This is a genomic window from Burkholderia sp. Bp9031, assembly GCF_003857965.1.
Taxonomy (GTDB): domain Bacteria; phylum Pseudomonadota; class Gammaproteobacteria; order Burkholderiales; family Burkholderiaceae; genus Burkholderia; species Burkholderia ambifaria_A.
Genome location: NZ_QTPW01000034.1, coordinates 71399 through 84947, shown reverse-complemented (window position 1 = coordinate 84947; position 13549 = coordinate 71399). Strand labels below are relative to the sequence as shown.

Below are 13549 nucleotides of genomic sequence, written 5' to 3'. Positions count from 1 at the left end.
CGAACGATCCGGAAAAGCCGTTCGTGACGAGCGGCATCCGCCTGGGTTCGCCGGCGATGACGACGCGCGGCTTCGGCACGGCGGAAGCGGAGCAGGTCGGCAACCTGATCGCCGACGTGCTGGAAGCGTCGGAAGATGCGGCGACGCTCGAGCGCGTGCGCGCGCAAGTGGCCGAGCTGACCAAGCGTTTCCCGGTCTATCGCTAATCCAGCATGCGCTGCCCGTTCTGCCGGCATGAAGACACGCAGGTCGTCGACTCGCGCGTGTCCGAAGATGGCGCCGCGATTCGTCGGCGCCGTCGCTGCTCGGCTTGCGACAAGCGCTTCACGACGTACGAGCGGGTCGAGCTGAACCTGCCGGCCGTCGTGAAGAAGGACGGCAGCCGCACGGAATTCGACCGTCGCAAGATCGTCGCCAGCATGCAACTCGCGCTGCGCAAGCGGCCGGTTGCCGCTGACGCGATCGACGCGGCGGTCGCCCGCATCGAATATCAACTGCTCGCGACCGGCGAGCGTGAAGTGCGTAGCGAGAAGCTCGGCGAACTCGTGATGAACGAGTTGCGCGGTCTCGATACGATTGCCTATGTCCGTTTCGCATCGGTTTACCGCCGGTTCGAGGATGTGTCCGAATTTGCCGACGTGATCGAAGAGTTCCGTCGCGCGTCCCCCTCCAAGCCTCCACGTAAGCGCTGACGCGCTGCGTTCGTTCATCGTCTTCTCCGTGGGTTCAGTTCGCACCGATTGTGTCGGTCGCGATCGCATGTCGCCAGTCGGCCGTTCGGCCAATGGCGCGCGTTCGCTCGCGTCGCTACAGTCGTCGCATCACGTTGACGGAGGGCGATGGCAATGGAATTGCACCGGCAGGCCGTTGAAAAAAGCTTGCGACGCTGCGGCGGTTTCACGCTCGTCGAGCTGATGGTCGCGATCGCGCTCGCGGCCGCGATCGGACTTTACGCAGCACCCGCATTCGATCAGTGGCGCATGCGCGAACGCGTGGACGCCCGCTCTCGCGCGCTGCTCGGTGCACTGTCGTTCGCGCGCACCGAGGCGACGCGTCTCGGCGTGCGCGTCACGCTGTGCAGGGCCGGGCGCGACGGCGACTGCGTGCGTCCCGGCGAGCGGTGCGACCCGGCGGAATGGTCGTGCGGCTGGATCGTCAGCGGGCAGTTCGACGGGCAATCGCGCGTGCTGCGGCGCTATCCGCGCGATGCCGACATCGCCGTCGCGGGCGCTGCACACGATCTGGCGTTTGCACCGCCGGCGGGCCAGGTGCTCGGCGGGATCAGGCGTTTCGAATTGCGTCCGCAGCGCGCGCTGCCCGGCGATGATGCACACGTATCGCGTTGCATCCGGATCGCGGCGGGCGGTCGGGCGCGCGTCGTCGCCGGGCGTTGCGACGCGGCATGAAGCATCCGTACAAGTCGATGCACGGTACGTCGCTGCTCGAAGCGGTGCTGGCCATTGCGCTGCTCGCAGCCGTGATGCTGGCCGTGGCCGGCAGCCAGCTCGCGATGACGCGCGCGCAGCGAGCGACGATCTGGCGTGAACGCGCGCTGTGGCTGGCCGACGCATGCATCGAAGGCCGGCACGCAGCGGCGGGTGCCGACGACGGCATCGCGGCGCTTGCGGCCGCATCGTTGCCGGGTGGCGCGATGACGCTCGATCATGGGCCGGGCGGCATCCGGTACGTGATAGTTGGCTGGCGCGATGCGGACGCGGCGGCGTCGGCGCGATGCGAAGGTGCCGGGGCAACGGTGAAGCCGCCGTCGTGCGTGCGGATTCCGTTTCGGGAGGCCGAGATCGATGCGGTTGAACACTGAGCGCCGCAGCCGCGCGCATACGCTGCTCGAAGTGCTGATCGCGATGATCGTCGGTCTGCTCGTGCTTGCCGCCGCCGGTGCGCTGTATCACGCCCAGCGCGTCGCGCAGCGGCAGGCGGAAGACGGGTTCCGGATGCGCGATGCGGCCGCCACCGCATTGATGCTGATCGGCCAGCAGATCCAGATGGCCGGGTTTCGCCCGCTCGATGTCGAAGGGCCGTCATCGTTGCCGCCGGTGTTTGGTTGTTCCGCGGGGCGCGTGCGAGGCGACGGCGCACAGGTGCGCTGCGAAGCCGTGCGCGCAGCGTCGGATGCGGTGCTGGTTCGGTATGTCGGGGATGCCGTGTCGACGTGGCTGACGGTCGGCTCACACGTATCGGATTGTCTCGGACAAGGTGTCGGGGCTCCCGGTGAGCGGCCGCTCGTGGAAAACCGTTTCGACGCGCATGTCAGTCCGTCGACGGGCGAGCCCGAGCTGTACTGCGAAGGAAGCGGGCGCCCCGGTACGCCGCAACCCCTCGTGTCCGGCATCGACCAGCTGCGCATGCGCTACCTGCGTCGCGAAGGCGCGCAGTTCGTCGACGCGGAGGCGATTGGCGCAGGCGACTGGCACGATGTCATCGCCGTGCACGTGTGCGTGCGGGCGCGTGGCGAACCGATGCGCGAGCCCGTGCGTCATGTCGATTGCGACGGCCGCACGGCCGCGTCGCCGGATGGTCGCGCGCGTCTGGTGCTGCATCGAATCGTTGCGTTGCGGAATGCCGCGGTCGCATTCGCCGATCCTGCCCGCGACACGCCGCAGGACCAACAGGCGTTGCGATGACCCACGCCAACGGATTCATCGACGAGCTTGCGATGCAAGTCGCGACAAGTCGGGCAAAACGCGCGCGTGCCATGTCGCCCTGCGGCCCGCAGCGCGCGGCGGAGGCCTCATGTTGAGCTGCGGAGCAGTGCACACGCGCATTCTGTCCGGCACTCGCAGGTGGCGTCGCGACGCGGGCCTTGCGTTGCCTGCCGTGATCGCGGTCGGCGCAGCGGTCGCCGCGCTCACCGGCACGTGGTTCGAATCCGCACTGACGGAATCCCGCCGCACGCGTGCACTGTCCGACCGGCTGATTGCGTTTCACGCGGCCGATGCGGCACTGACAGCCTGCACTGCGCGATTGCTTCGCGGCGGCGCGCCGTACATGGACGAACCGGCATCATCCGCTGAGCCGGATGCATGGCGGCGAACGCCTGCGCTGGGCGCCGCCGAAGCGTTCGCCCCGTTCGCGTCCTGGCCGATGGCGGCGCAGCCGCCGCGTTGCCTGATCGAAGCCTGGCGACGCGTCGGTCCGCAAGGTAGTCGCGCTTACCTCGTGACCGCACGTGGCGTCGGCGGCCATGCGTCGAGCGTGGTCTGGCTGCAGAGCCAGGTTGCGCTGCGCGATGGACGCATCGTTGCGCAGCGCTGGCGTCGCGCCGCGGCGGTGCATCGATGAAACGGCCTGCGCTGATGCGCCGATCGGCGGCGTTCACGTTGCTCGAACTGATGATCGTGCTCGCGATCGTCGCCGTGCTGGCCGCGTGGGGTATTCCTTCGTATCGCGAGCATGTCGCTCGCGCGCATCGCGCATCCGCGGTTGCCGCACTGTATCGCGCCGCCCAGTATCTCGAAACGCTCGACGGCCCACCACCACGGACGTTGCCGGACGCATATGCGCAGGCGCCGCCGGACGGGCCGGCAGTCTATCGCGTGGCGCTGCAACGATCGGTTGGCGACGATGCGCCGGTCGTCTACGAACTCGTTGCGAGCCCGCTCGATGCAGGCCCGATGCGCGACGACGCATGCGGCGCATTCACGCTGCGTTCGGACGGGACGAAAGGCAATGCGGGATCGAATGACGGGGAGACCGATGTACGGGACCGGACATGCTGGGGCGTGCGTTGATCGCGCGACAACGCACGGAAAACGCGCGAAACACGCGCAACGGCGTGGGGCCGTGCGCGTCTGTCGTTACGTGTCAGTCGTCGCTCGCGGCAGTTTCGCGCTCGTCGCGCGACTGTTTCCAGATCCGGTAGACCTCCCACGCGGCGAAGCCGACGGTGCCCCACTTCAGCGCGGGGCCCGCGCTCGCGCGCAGAAGCGAGCGAACGGGTTTCGCCAGCACGAGCGATGCGAGCGAACTCAACATCGGATACTGGTTCACGAGTTGGCCGAGGCTCGCATTCAGGTTCTTGGCGGACTGGCTGAACTTGCCGCTCGACATGCCGGGAATGAACACCTTGAGCCAGCTGAAGCGCGTGACGGCGTGGCGCATTTCGGTGGCGGCTTCGGCAAGTTCGAGCCGCTCGACCTCGGATCGCAGGATCAGCAATTCCTTGCGGAGCGCGCGATGCTGCGACGCGCTCCAGTTCGATCGCGACGAATGGGGGCGGGGTGAATTGCCCGTGACGTTCTGGCTCATGGCGCGTCGGCGAAATAGGTGAGAGGGGTGAGCGCGACTGCGTTCATGGCTTGCCGCGGAAAATTTCGCGGTCTTTCTCGAGCTCGGCGAGCGTGGCTTCGAACACGGTCGGCGCTTCGCGCAGGCCCGAACGCGCCCTCAGCGCACATGCGATGCCGGCGATCGCGTACAGCGCGGTGATGGCCGCGAGCGACTGCCAGCGATAGGTGTCCCAGAACGCGATCGCGACGAGCACGGTCAGGCTGATCAGTGCCATCGTCGCGAGCATCATGGCCGCGAGCCCGAGGAACAGCACGCCCATCAGGCGTTCCTTCTCCTCGGCGAGCTCGATGCCCACCAGTTCGAGGCGCGTTTGCAGGAGGCCGATCGCGGAGCCGACGAGGCGGCGCAGCGGTCCCTGGCCGGACGGCTGCGGGTGAGTGTCTGTCGTCATGGATGAGGCGCTTGCGCGCGCAGTGAGCGGCTAAGTCAAAGCAGCCGGTGGCGAACCACCGGCTGGCTTCGGCGCCCATGTACCGCCCGGGCGGCACATGGGGCGGAACGGCGCTGAGCGCGTTACTTGCGGTTGATCAGCAGACCGATCAGCACGCCGACGCCGGCGGCGATGCTGATCGACGTCCACGGATGCTCGTGCACGTAATCGTCGGTCGCGCGTGCGGCCTTCTTGCCTTTCTCGACCACCACGACCTGAACGTCGGTTGCCTTTTCCTTGGCCTGCTTCAGGCGCGACATGGCTTTCTCGCGCAGCTCGGCCGCACGGTCGCCCGTGCTGCTCGCTGCCTGCTTGAGCAGATCCTCGGCGTCCGCGAGAACGGTTTTGATATCCGACATCAGTTTCTCCTTGTTGATTTCCGACATTGCAACTCCCTTCATGCTGTCATGCTGCAGGTTCATATCGTAGCGAAACCCCTGCCTGCTGGCGAGCCGGGAAGACACACGGCGGTGCAAGACCGCATGGTAAACGACTCGTAATCATCAACAGAGCCGCAAACCGTGCGAAAAGTTTCCATCGCGGCCGTCCGTCCTGCTCCGGCATCGGGTAAAAATGACAAAAAAGTATGAATATCAAACGGAATAATCGTTCGCGCGGCCCATTGCTTCCCGGTAAGCTGATGGACTGTCCCGCGCCGATCGCGCGCGGTTTTAACCAGCATCGTTCGAGGAGGGAACATCATGAGTCTGCGTCTTGGTGACATCGCACCGGATTTCGAGCAGGAATCGAGCCTGGGTCCCATCAAGTTTCACGAGTGGCTGGGCGACAGCTGGGGCGTTCTGTTCTCGCACCCGGCCGACTACACGCCGGTGTGCACGACTGAACTCGGGTTGACCTCGAAGCTGAAGGGCGAATTCGAGAAACGTAACGTGAAGGTGATCGCGCTGTCGGTCGACGGCGTCGAATCGCACAAGGGCTGGATCAACGATATCAACGAAACGCAGTCGACGGTCGTCGGTTTCCCGATCATCGCCGACGCGGACCGCAAGGTTTCGCAGCTGTACGACATGATCCACCCGAACGCGAACGAAACGCTGACGGTGCGCTCGCTGTTCGTGATCGACCCGAACAAGAAGGTGCGGCTCACCATCACCTATCCGGCCAGCACGGGACGTAACTTCGACGAAGTGCTGCGCGTGATCGACTCGCTGCAACTGACCGACAACTACAAGGTCGCGACGCCCGGCAACTGGAAGGATGGCGACGACGTCGTGATCGTGCCGTCGCTGCAGGATCCGGAAGAGCTGAAGAAACGCTTCCCGAAGGGTTTCAACGCCGTGCGTCCGTACCTGCGCCTCACGCCGCAGCCGAACAAGTAAGCAGCGGCTGCCAAATCGGCGGCGCGTGACGCACGCGCGCGCCGATGCAAACGGCCCGCCCGGCAGTGATGCCGGGCGGGCCGTGTCGTTTCAGCGTGTGCGATGCGACGCGAAGCGCAGCCGCGTATCGGACGCGAATGATCAGAAGAATGCCTGGATGCCCGTTTGCGCGCGGCCGAGGATCAGCGCGTGGATGTCGTGCGTGCCTTCGTACGTGTTGACCACCTCGAGGTTCACGAGGTGGCGCGCGACGCCGAATTCGTCCGAGATGCCGTTGCCGCCGAGCATGTCGCGCGCGAGCCGCGCGATGTCGAGCGCCTTGCCGCACGAGTTGCGCTTCATGATCGACGTAATCTCGACGGCCGCCGTGCCTTCGTCCTTCATCCGGCCGAGACGCAGCACGCCCTGCAGGCCGAGCGTGATCTCGGTCTGCATGTCGGCGAGCTTCTTCTGGATCAGCTGGTTCGCGGCGAGCGGCCGGCCGAACTGCTTGCGATCGAGCACGTACTGGCGCGCGGTGTGCCAGCACGACTCGGCCGCGCCGAGCGCGCCCCACGCGATGCCGTAGCGTGCCGAGTTCAGGCACGTGAACGGGCCGCGCAGGCCGCTCACGTTCGGCATCAGGTTCTCTTCGGGCACGAACACCTCGTCGAGGACGATCTCGCCGGTGATCGACGCACGCAGCCCGACCTTGCCGTGGATCGCCGGCGCGGACAGGCCCTTCCAGCCTTTTTCGAGGATGAAGCCGCGGATCGCGTCCTTGCCGTCTTCTTCCAGCTTTGCCCACACGACGAACACGTCGGCGATCGGCGAGTTGGTGATCCACATCTTCGCGCCGGACAGCGAATAACCGCCGGGCACCTTCTTCGCGCGCGTGACCATGCTGCCCGGGTCGGAGCCGTGGTTCGGCTCGGTCAGCCCGAAGCAGCCGATCCATTCGCCGGTCACGAGCTTCGGCAGGTATTTCTGCTTCTGCGCGTCGGAGCCGAATTCGAAGATCGGCACCATCACGAGCGACGACTGCACGGACATCATCGAGCGGTAGCCGGAGTCGACGCGCTCGACTTCGCGCGCGATCAGGCCGTAGCTCACGTAATTGAGACCAGGGCCGCCGTATTCTTCCGGAATCGTCGGGCCGAGCAGGCCGACTTCACCCATCTCGCGGAAGATCTCGGCGTCGGTGCGTTCATGGCGGAACGCCTCGGTGACGCGCGGCGCGAGCTTGTCCTGCGCGTATGCGTGCGCGGCATCGCGCACCATCCGCTCTTCTTCGGTCAGTTGCTGGTCGAGCAGCAGCGGATCGTCCCAATGAAAAGTTGCGGCGCCCATCGTGTCATCTCCTGTCTGTCAGGTCCCGGGCTGGCGCTTCGCCGCCCGGCCCGGTGTCTAAAGTTCGCTTGACTGAAGTTCCGCTGTGCGGAACAATGTTTTGCAAATCGAACCCAGTGTAGCATCCCATGACGCTTTCAACCATCGACGAAATCACGATCGACGAACGCAAGTTCGTCGTTGCGCTCGCGCGCGGGCTCGACCTGCTGCGCGCATTCCGGCCCGGCGAGACGATGCTGGGCAATCGCGACTTCGCGGAGCGCACCGGGCTGCCGAAGGCGACGGTGAACCGGCTCGCCTACACGCTGACCGTGCTCGGCTACCTGCGCTACGACGAGACGCTCGGAAAGTATGCGCTCGACGCTGGCGTGCTGTCGCTCGGCTACGCGCTGCTGTCCGGCTCGGGGACGATCGATCTCGCGCGGCCGCACATGCAGGCGCTCGCGCGCGAGATCGGCGCGGCCGTGTCGCTCGGCTGCCGCGACGGGCTCGACATGATCTACCTGGAGACGATCCGCAGCGAAACCGCGCTGACGCTCGGGCTCGCGCCCGGCTCGCGGCTGTCGATGCTGACGAGCTCGATGGGGCGCGCTTACCTGGCCGTGCAGCCGGAGGACGTGCGCCGCGCGCTCTATGCGGACCTGCACCGGGCAGCCGGCGGCGCGGCCGACGCGGATGCGCTCGTCGCGGCCGCGCAGCATGCGGTGGCCGAGTTCTCCGACGGCGGATGCTGTTATTCGTTTCGCGCGTGGCACATGGACGTGAATGCGGCGGCCGTGCCGTTTCGCGAGCCGCGCGAAGGGCGCTGGCTGATCCTGAGCTGCAGCGGGCCCGCGTCGTCGATGGACGAGGACGTGTTCCGCACGCAGGTCGGGCCGAAGCTGAAGGCGCTCGCGCAGCGGCTCGGGCAGACGGCCTGAGACGGGCGCGGCGCGCCGGTGCGTTGCCGGTTCTCCGGAACGGAGAAGCGCGTGGCCGCCGGTTGCATCGCGCGTGAACGGCGCTCATCATCGTTCGCCAGCTTCCCGACGATGACGAGGTTCGCGATGCCACATCCGGAAACGATGGAAGGCGGTTGCGCATGCGGTGCGATCCGCTACCGGATCGCCGGCATTCCGGCCGACGCCGGTTTCTGCCATTGCCGGCTCTGCCAGCGCACGACAGGTGCGGCGGTCGTCGCGTCGGCATCGGTGCCGATCGACGCATTCGAGTACCTGCAGGGCGAGCCGACGGTCTATGCGTCGAGCGCGTGGGGCGAGCGGCGCTTCTGCGGCCGCTGCGGCGCGCAGCTCGAGTACCGGCTGGCCGATGCGCCGACGACCGTGGAAATCAACTCCGCGACGCTCGACGAGCCGTCGCGGCTGCGTCCCGCGTGGCATGTCTGGTACGGGGATCGTTTCCCGGGCATCGAGATCGACGACGATCTGCCGAAATACGACGACGGTGGACGAGCGTAGGCGGCCGGAAGCGGCGATGCGCCGGGATCGAACCCGCGATCAAGCGCATTCGCCCGTTCCGCACGAACGGACAGGAAACCGGCCGGCATCGCGTGACGCTGCCCGCTGACACACGATTCCCGAAGCCATACACCATCGGAATCCGCCATCCGGCGCGGCGCGCCCCGCGCGCGCCTGTCACCCGTCCGGCTCAGGCCGTGACGACCTTCGCGAACACCGGCCCCTGCATGAACCGCACGTCGTGCTGGCGCAGCAGCTCGCACTGCGTCTCGTCGACGACGCCGTCGAAGATCAGCGGAATCCGCACGCGCTGCGCATACGCGACCAGCGCCTTCACCATCCCGTCGCGCAGCGCGATGCCCGCATCTATCTTGATGTAGTCGGGCCGTGCCATCTCCGATTCGACCGCGAGGATCCGGCCCGGGTCGGGCAGCTTGTCCGCGACCTTGAAGCCGTGATGCTGGTAGCTGCGCGTCAGGTAGCCGAGGAAGGTCTTGTGCGCGACCGCGACCGACGGCAGCTCGATCACGATCCGCTCGGCCGGCAGCCCGAAACGCTGCAGCACCGACGAGAAATGCTTGCCGTGGTCGTACTTCACGCTCTTGAGCAGCCGCTCGTGCACGCGCAGGAACAGCAGCCCGTGGCGTTGCGCGCCGAAGAAGTTGATCGCATGCAGCGCGCGCGACAGCCGGTCGATCGCGACGAGCGTCTGATCGTCGACGGCCGAGTCGACCGGATCGTGCGGCGCACCCGTGGCCAGCGTGACGGCCTGGAAGCCGAGTTCGTCGCCGTAGCGCTCGATCGCATCCGCGAACGACGTCGACTGTGGTGCGCCGGGCATCGTCACGTCGTAGATCGGTTCGTAGGCACTCGCGAGCGTGCGCTCGGGCAGATTCGCGCACGCGGTGCCGCCGTCGGCAAGCGCGAGGTGTTCCCGCAGATAAGGCAGTTGCCCGGCACGGGCGACCAGCTCGGGAATGTTGGGCGGAATCATCGGCTTGGCAAGGAAAAATGGCGGCCGAAAGGGCCGCCTCATGTCTTGATATTAGCAGTGCGCGCCCGGCTCGGCTTGGCGTTTCGCTCATATGGTTATCCCGTCCTTGAGACGATGGCTAGGGTTTACGTTGATTTCACTATTCGTAATTGGTTTTACTATTCGTAAATCCAAGGATTTGTCGCCGATCAAGAAAAGCGGCGTTCGGGCGTCGGGAACGGCGCCGTTTCCCGAATCGGATCAACAGGAAGCAAGGAGCGAGACGTGGCGGTTGACAGGAAGTGGGCTGAGCAGGGCGGGCCGCGGCAGCGGCGGGCAACGTGCGCGGGCGGAGCGACGCTGCGCGCGCCGGCGTGCGCGCGGCAGGGCTGAGGAGCGGATGGCGACCATGAGCATCGATTACCAGACGCTGAAGTTCGAGTACCGGCCGCGCGCGATGCGGGCTGCCGGCCATGACGCGGCCATCCATCCGGTGATCGTCGTCGGCGCGGGCCCGGTGGGCCTGTCGGCCGCGATCGATCTGGCGCAGCAAGGCGTGCCGGTCGTGCTGCTCGACGACGACGACACGCTGTCGACGGGCTCGCGCGCGATCTGCTTCGCGAAGCGCACGCTCGAGATCTTCGACCGGCTCGGCTGCGGCGAGCGCTTTGTCGACAAGGGCGTGAGCTGGCACGTCGGCAAGGTGTTCCTGCAGGACGAACAGCTCTACGCGTTCGACCTGCTGCCCGAGGAAGGGCATGCGCGCCCCGCGTTCATCAACCTGCAGCAGTACTACGTCGAAGGCTACCTGGCCGAGCGCGCGTTCGAACTGCCGAACCTCGAGATCCGCTGGAAGCACAAGGTGACGGGCGTCGCGCAGTCGGCGGACCACGCGGCGCTGACCGTCGAGACGCCGGAAGGCATCGAGACGCTGCGCGCGCAGTACGTGATCGCGGCCGACGGCTCGCGCAGCCCGATGCGCGCGGCGATGGGCCTCGAGAGCCGCGGCCGCACGTTCAAGGATCGCTTCCTGATCGCCGACGTGAAGATGAAGGCGGAATTCCCGACCGAGCGCTGGTTCTGGTTCGACCCGCCGTTTCACCGCAACCAGTCGGTGCTGCTGCATCGCCAGCCCGACAACGTGTGGCGCATCGACTTCCAGCTCGGCTGGGACGCCGATCCGGTCGCCGAGAAGCAGCCGGAGCGCGTGATTCCGCGCGTGCGTGCGCTGCTCGGGCCGGAGGTCGAGTTCGAACTGGAATGGGTGAGCGTCTATACGTTCCGCTGCCAGCGGATGGATACGTTCCGTCACGGCCGCGTGCTGTTCGCGGGCGATTCCGCGCACGGCGTGTCGCCGTTCGGCGCGCGCGGCGCGAACAGCGGCGTGCAGGATGCGGACAACCTCGCGTGGAAGCTGAAGCTCGTGCTCGACGGCCGCGCGGACGATCGCCTGCTCGACACCTATGCGAGCGAGCGCGAGTTCGCGGCCGACGAGAACATCCGCAATTCGACGCGCTCGACCGACTTCATCACGCCGAAGAGCGCGGTGTCGCGCGTGTTCCGCGACGCGACGCTGAAGCTCGCACGCGACTGCGAGTTCGCACGCAAGCTGGTGAACAGCGGCCGCCTGTCGGTGCCGGCCGTGCTGGCCGATTCGCCGCTGAACACGCCGGACCGCAACGGCGACGCGTTCACGTGCGCGATGCGCCCGGGCGCGGCGGCGGCCGATGCGCCGGTGCGCACGCAGGGGGCGTCGGGTTGGCTGCTGCCGCATCTGGGCGATGGCTTCGCGGGCGTGCTGTTCGGGCTGCCGGGAGACGCGGCCGCGCTCGCGCAGGTGCTCGACGGCCTCGCGCTGCCGGTGCGGCCCGTGCTGGTCGTGCCGGCCGGGCATGCGCAACCGGTGGCCGGTGTCGACGTCGTGGAGGACGTCGACGGTTTTGCCGCGCAACGCTACGACGCGCGGCCCGGCACGTTCTACCTGCTGCGCCCCGATCAGCATGTGTGCGCCCGGATGCGCGCGCTCGATCGTCAGGCGATCGCCGACGCACTGGCGCGCGCGACCTGCGCACGCTGAACACCGCATTGGACCCGACAACGACACCGGAGACCCCCGTCATGCCCCGACTCGATACCCGCCCGCGCCTGGCCGATCCGGACGCGTTCTACGAAGCGCTGATCGACATGCATCGCGACCTGTCGGACGCCGACAGCCAACTCGTCAACGCGAAGCTGATCCTGCTGCTCGCGAACCAGATCGGCGACGCCGACGTGCTGCGCGAAGCGATGGCGCTCGCGCGCCAGGGCGTGAGCCCGCCCGTGCATCCGGCCGCCGAGGTGGCGCAATGAGCGCGGCGCCGGCCGATGCGCGCGTGCTCGAAGTCGAGCGCGTGATCGACGAGACCCATTGCCCGGGCTTTCACTGGATGCTGCTCGCGTTGTGCGGGCTGTGCCTCGTGATCGACGGTTTCGATGCGCAGGCGATGGGTTATGTCGCACCGAGCGTGATCGCCGAATGGGGTGTGCCGAAGCAGGCGCTTGGGCCCGTGTTCAGCGCGAGCCTGTTCGGGATGCTGCTCGGCGCGCTCGGACTGTCGGTACTCGCCGACCGGATCGGGCGGCGCCCGGTGCTGATCGGCTCGACGCTGTTTTTCGCGGTGACGATGCTCGCGACGCCGTTCGCGGGTTCGATCCCGGTGCTGATGGCGCTGCGCTTCGTCACGGGCCTCGGCCTCGGCTGCATCATGCCGAACGCGATGGCGCTGGTCGGCGAGTTCAGCCCGGCCACGCATCGCGTGAAGCGGATGATGATCGTGTCGTGCGGCTTCACGCTCGGCGCCGCGCTCGGCGGTTTCATCAGCGCCGCGCTGATTCCGGCGCTCGGCTGGCGCTCGGTGTTTTTCGTCGGCGGCGCGGTGCCGCTCGTGCTGACGATCGCGATGCTCGCACGGCTGCCCGAGTCGCTGCAGTTCCTCGTGCTGAAAGGGCGCGATGCGCAGGCACGCGACTGGCTCGCGCGCTTCGCGCCGCAGGCCGGCATCGATGCGAACACGCGCCTCGTCGTGCGCGAGCGAGCCGCAACCGGCGCGCCGGTCGCCGAGCTGTTCAGCCACGGACGCCTGCCGGTCACGCTGCTGTTGTGGGCCATCAGCTTCATGAACCTGATCGACCTGTACTTCCTGTCGAACTGGCTGCCGACCGTGATGCGCGACGCGGGTTACTCGCCCGGCACGGCGGTGATCGTCGGCACGGTGCTGCAGACGGGCGGCGTGATCGGCACGCTGTCGCTCGGCTGGTTCATCGAACGCTACGGCTTCGTGCGCGTGCTGTTCGCATGCTTTGCCTGCGCGGCCGTGTCGGTCGGGCTGATCGGCTCGGTCGCGCATGCGCTGCCGTGGCTGCTGCTCGTCGTGTTCGCGGGCGGATTCTGCGTGGTGGGTGGCCAGCCGGCCGTGAACGCACTCGCGGGCCAGTACTACCCGACGTCGCTGCGCTCGACCGGCATCGGCTGGAGTCTCGGCATCGGCCGGATCGGCTCGGTGCTCGGGCCGCTCGTCGGCGGACAACTGATTGCGCTCAACTGGACCAACGGCGCGCTGTTCCATGCGGCCGCGGTGCCCGTGCTGTGCTCGGCGCTGTTCGTGCTCGGGCTGGCCGGTGTGACGCGGCGCAACGGCGCGCAGGCGCCGAACGCCGCCATGAATTGATGGAG

Annotated in this window: 17 protein-coding genes and 1 pseudogene; 13 read left to right on the top strand and 5 right to left on the bottom strand. The window is 67.3% G+C overall.

Translation table 11 applies throughout. The features are described 5' to 3' along the window. From glyA to DIE15_RS31020, 7 genes and pseudogenes are all read left to right on the top strand, one after another. Positions 1-206: pseudogene (glyA, locus tag DIE15_RS31050) on the top strand (serine hydroxymethyltransferase); the annotation flags it as partial. A 6-nt stretch (positions 207-212) separates the two neighbouring features. Further along, complete coding sequence (gene nrdR / locus DIE15_RS31045; RefSeq protein WP_006760615.1) at positions 213-692, top strand: transcriptional regulator NrdR; 480 nt, start codon at positions 213-215, stop codon at positions 690-692. A gap of 153 nt (positions 693-845) precedes the next feature. Further along, the gene (locus DIE15_RS31040; RefSeq protein WP_124835147.1) at positions 846-1406 is read left to right on the top strand and encodes a GspH/FimT family pseudopilin; all 561 of its coding nucleotides are present in this window, start codon (positions 846-848) and stop codon (positions 1404-1406) included. After that, positions 1403-1819: a hypothetical protein gene (locus tag DIE15_RS31035; protein ID WP_124835146.1), complete on the top strand. Its 417-nt coding sequence runs from the start codon at positions 1403-1405 to the stop codon at positions 1817-1819. The genes DIE15_RS31040 and DIE15_RS31035 overlap by 4 nt, the downstream gene beginning before the upstream one ends. Further along, positions 1803-2642 (top strand): PilW family protein, encoded by an 840-nt coding sequence (locus tag DIE15_RS31030; RefSeq protein ID WP_124835145.1) that lies wholly within the window; start codon positions 1803-1805, stop codon positions 2640-2642. The genes DIE15_RS31035 and DIE15_RS31030 overlap by 17 nt, the downstream gene beginning before the upstream one ends. A 109-nt stretch (positions 2643-2751) precedes the next feature. Beyond that, positions 2752-3300 carry a hypothetical protein gene (locus DIE15_RS31025; protein WP_124835144.1) on the top strand — a complete coding sequence of 183 codons (549 nt, stop codon included), beginning with the start codon at positions 2752-2754 and terminating at the stop codon, positions 3298-3300. Beyond that, on the top strand, positions 3297-3749 hold the full coding sequence (locus DIE15_RS31020; protein WP_124835143.1) for a type IV pilin protein: 453 nt from the start codon (positions 3297-3299) through the stop codon (positions 3747-3749). Before DIE15_RS31025 ends, DIE15_RS31020 begins: the two co-directional genes overlap by 4 nt. A 73-nt stretch (positions 3750-3822) precedes the next feature. On the opposite strand, the gene DIE15_RS31015 is transcribed toward DIE15_RS31020, so the two are convergent. From DIE15_RS31015 to DIE15_RS31005, 3 genes are all read right to left on the bottom strand, one after another. Beyond that, positions 3823-4266 carry a DUF3318 domain-containing protein gene (locus tag DIE15_RS31015; RefSeq protein WP_124835142.1) on the bottom strand — a complete coding sequence of 148 codons (444 nt, stop codon included), beginning with the start codon at positions 4264-4266 and terminating at the stop codon, positions 3823-3825. Between the two features lie 43 nt (positions 4267-4309). Then, entirely contained in the window at positions 4310-4699 is a 390-nt protein-coding gene (locus DIE15_RS31010; RefSeq protein WP_124835141.1) for a phage holin family protein, read from the bottom strand. 122 nt (positions 4700-4821) lie between these two features. Then, the gene (locus tag DIE15_RS31005) at positions 4822-5124 is read right to left on the bottom strand and encodes a YqjD family protein (RefSeq protein ID WP_057926223.1); all 303 of its coding nucleotides are present in this window, start codon (positions 5122-5124) and stop codon (positions 4822-4824) included. A gap of 315 nt (positions 5125-5439) precedes the next feature. Between DIE15_RS31005 and DIE15_RS31000 the strand changes: the two genes are divergently transcribed. Further along, complete coding sequence (locus DIE15_RS31000) at positions 5440-6078, top strand: peroxiredoxin (RefSeq protein WP_034182833.1); 639 nt, start codon at positions 5440-5442, stop codon at positions 6076-6078. A 141-nt stretch (positions 6079-6219) separates the two neighbouring features. On the opposite strand, the gene DIE15_RS30995 is transcribed toward DIE15_RS31000, so the two are convergent. After that, positions 6220-7407, bottom strand: coding sequence for an acyl-CoA dehydrogenase (locus DIE15_RS30995; protein WP_057926169.1), 1188 nt, complete (start codon positions 7405-7407; stop codon positions 6220-6222). A gap of 128 nt (positions 7408-7535) precedes the next feature. Between DIE15_RS30995 and DIE15_RS30990 the strand changes: the two genes are divergently transcribed. Both DIE15_RS30990 and DIE15_RS30985 read left to right on the top strand, forming a co-directional pair. After that, positions 7536-8327, top strand: coding sequence for an IclR family transcriptional regulator (locus tag DIE15_RS30990; RefSeq protein ID WP_124835140.1), 792 nt, complete (start codon positions 7536-7538; stop codon positions 8325-8327). A gap of 126 nt (positions 8328-8453) precedes the next feature. Beyond that, positions 8454-8864, top strand: a complete 411-nt coding sequence (locus DIE15_RS30985; RefSeq protein ID WP_057926222.1) for a GFA family protein — start codon at positions 8454-8456, stop codon at positions 8862-8864. Between the two features lie 190 nt (positions 8865-9054). Here DIE15_RS30985 and DIE15_RS30980 read toward each other — a convergent pair whose 3' ends face one another. Continuing rightward, the gene (locus tag DIE15_RS30980; protein ID WP_057926167.1) at positions 9055-9858 is read right to left on the bottom strand and encodes an EAL domain-containing protein; all 804 of its coding nucleotides are present in this window, start codon (positions 9856-9858) and stop codon (positions 9055-9057) included. 379 nt (positions 9859-10237) lie between these two features. Here DIE15_RS30980 and DIE15_RS30970 point away from each other — a divergent pair, with 379 nt between their 5' ends. The 3 genes from DIE15_RS30970 to DIE15_RS30960 are packed head-to-tail and all read left to right on the top strand — an operon-like array spanning position 10238 to position 13544. Further along, a complete protein-coding gene (locus DIE15_RS30970; RefSeq protein WP_124835139.1) occupies positions 10238-11914 on the top strand; it encodes an FAD-dependent oxidoreductase in 1677 nt (558 codons plus the stop codon). A 41-nt stretch (positions 11915-11955) separates the two neighbouring features. Beyond that, a complete protein-coding gene (locus DIE15_RS30965; RefSeq protein ID WP_124496955.1) occupies positions 11956-12186 on the top strand; it encodes a DUF2783 domain-containing protein in 231 nt (76 codons plus the stop codon). Further along, positions 12183-13544, top strand: a complete 1362-nt coding sequence (locus tag DIE15_RS30960) for an MFS transporter (RefSeq protein WP_124835138.1) — start codon at positions 12183-12185, stop codon at positions 13542-13544. The genes DIE15_RS30965 and DIE15_RS30960 overlap by 4 nt, the downstream gene beginning before the upstream one ends. The last annotated feature ends 5 nt before the right edge of the window (positions 13545-13549 follow it).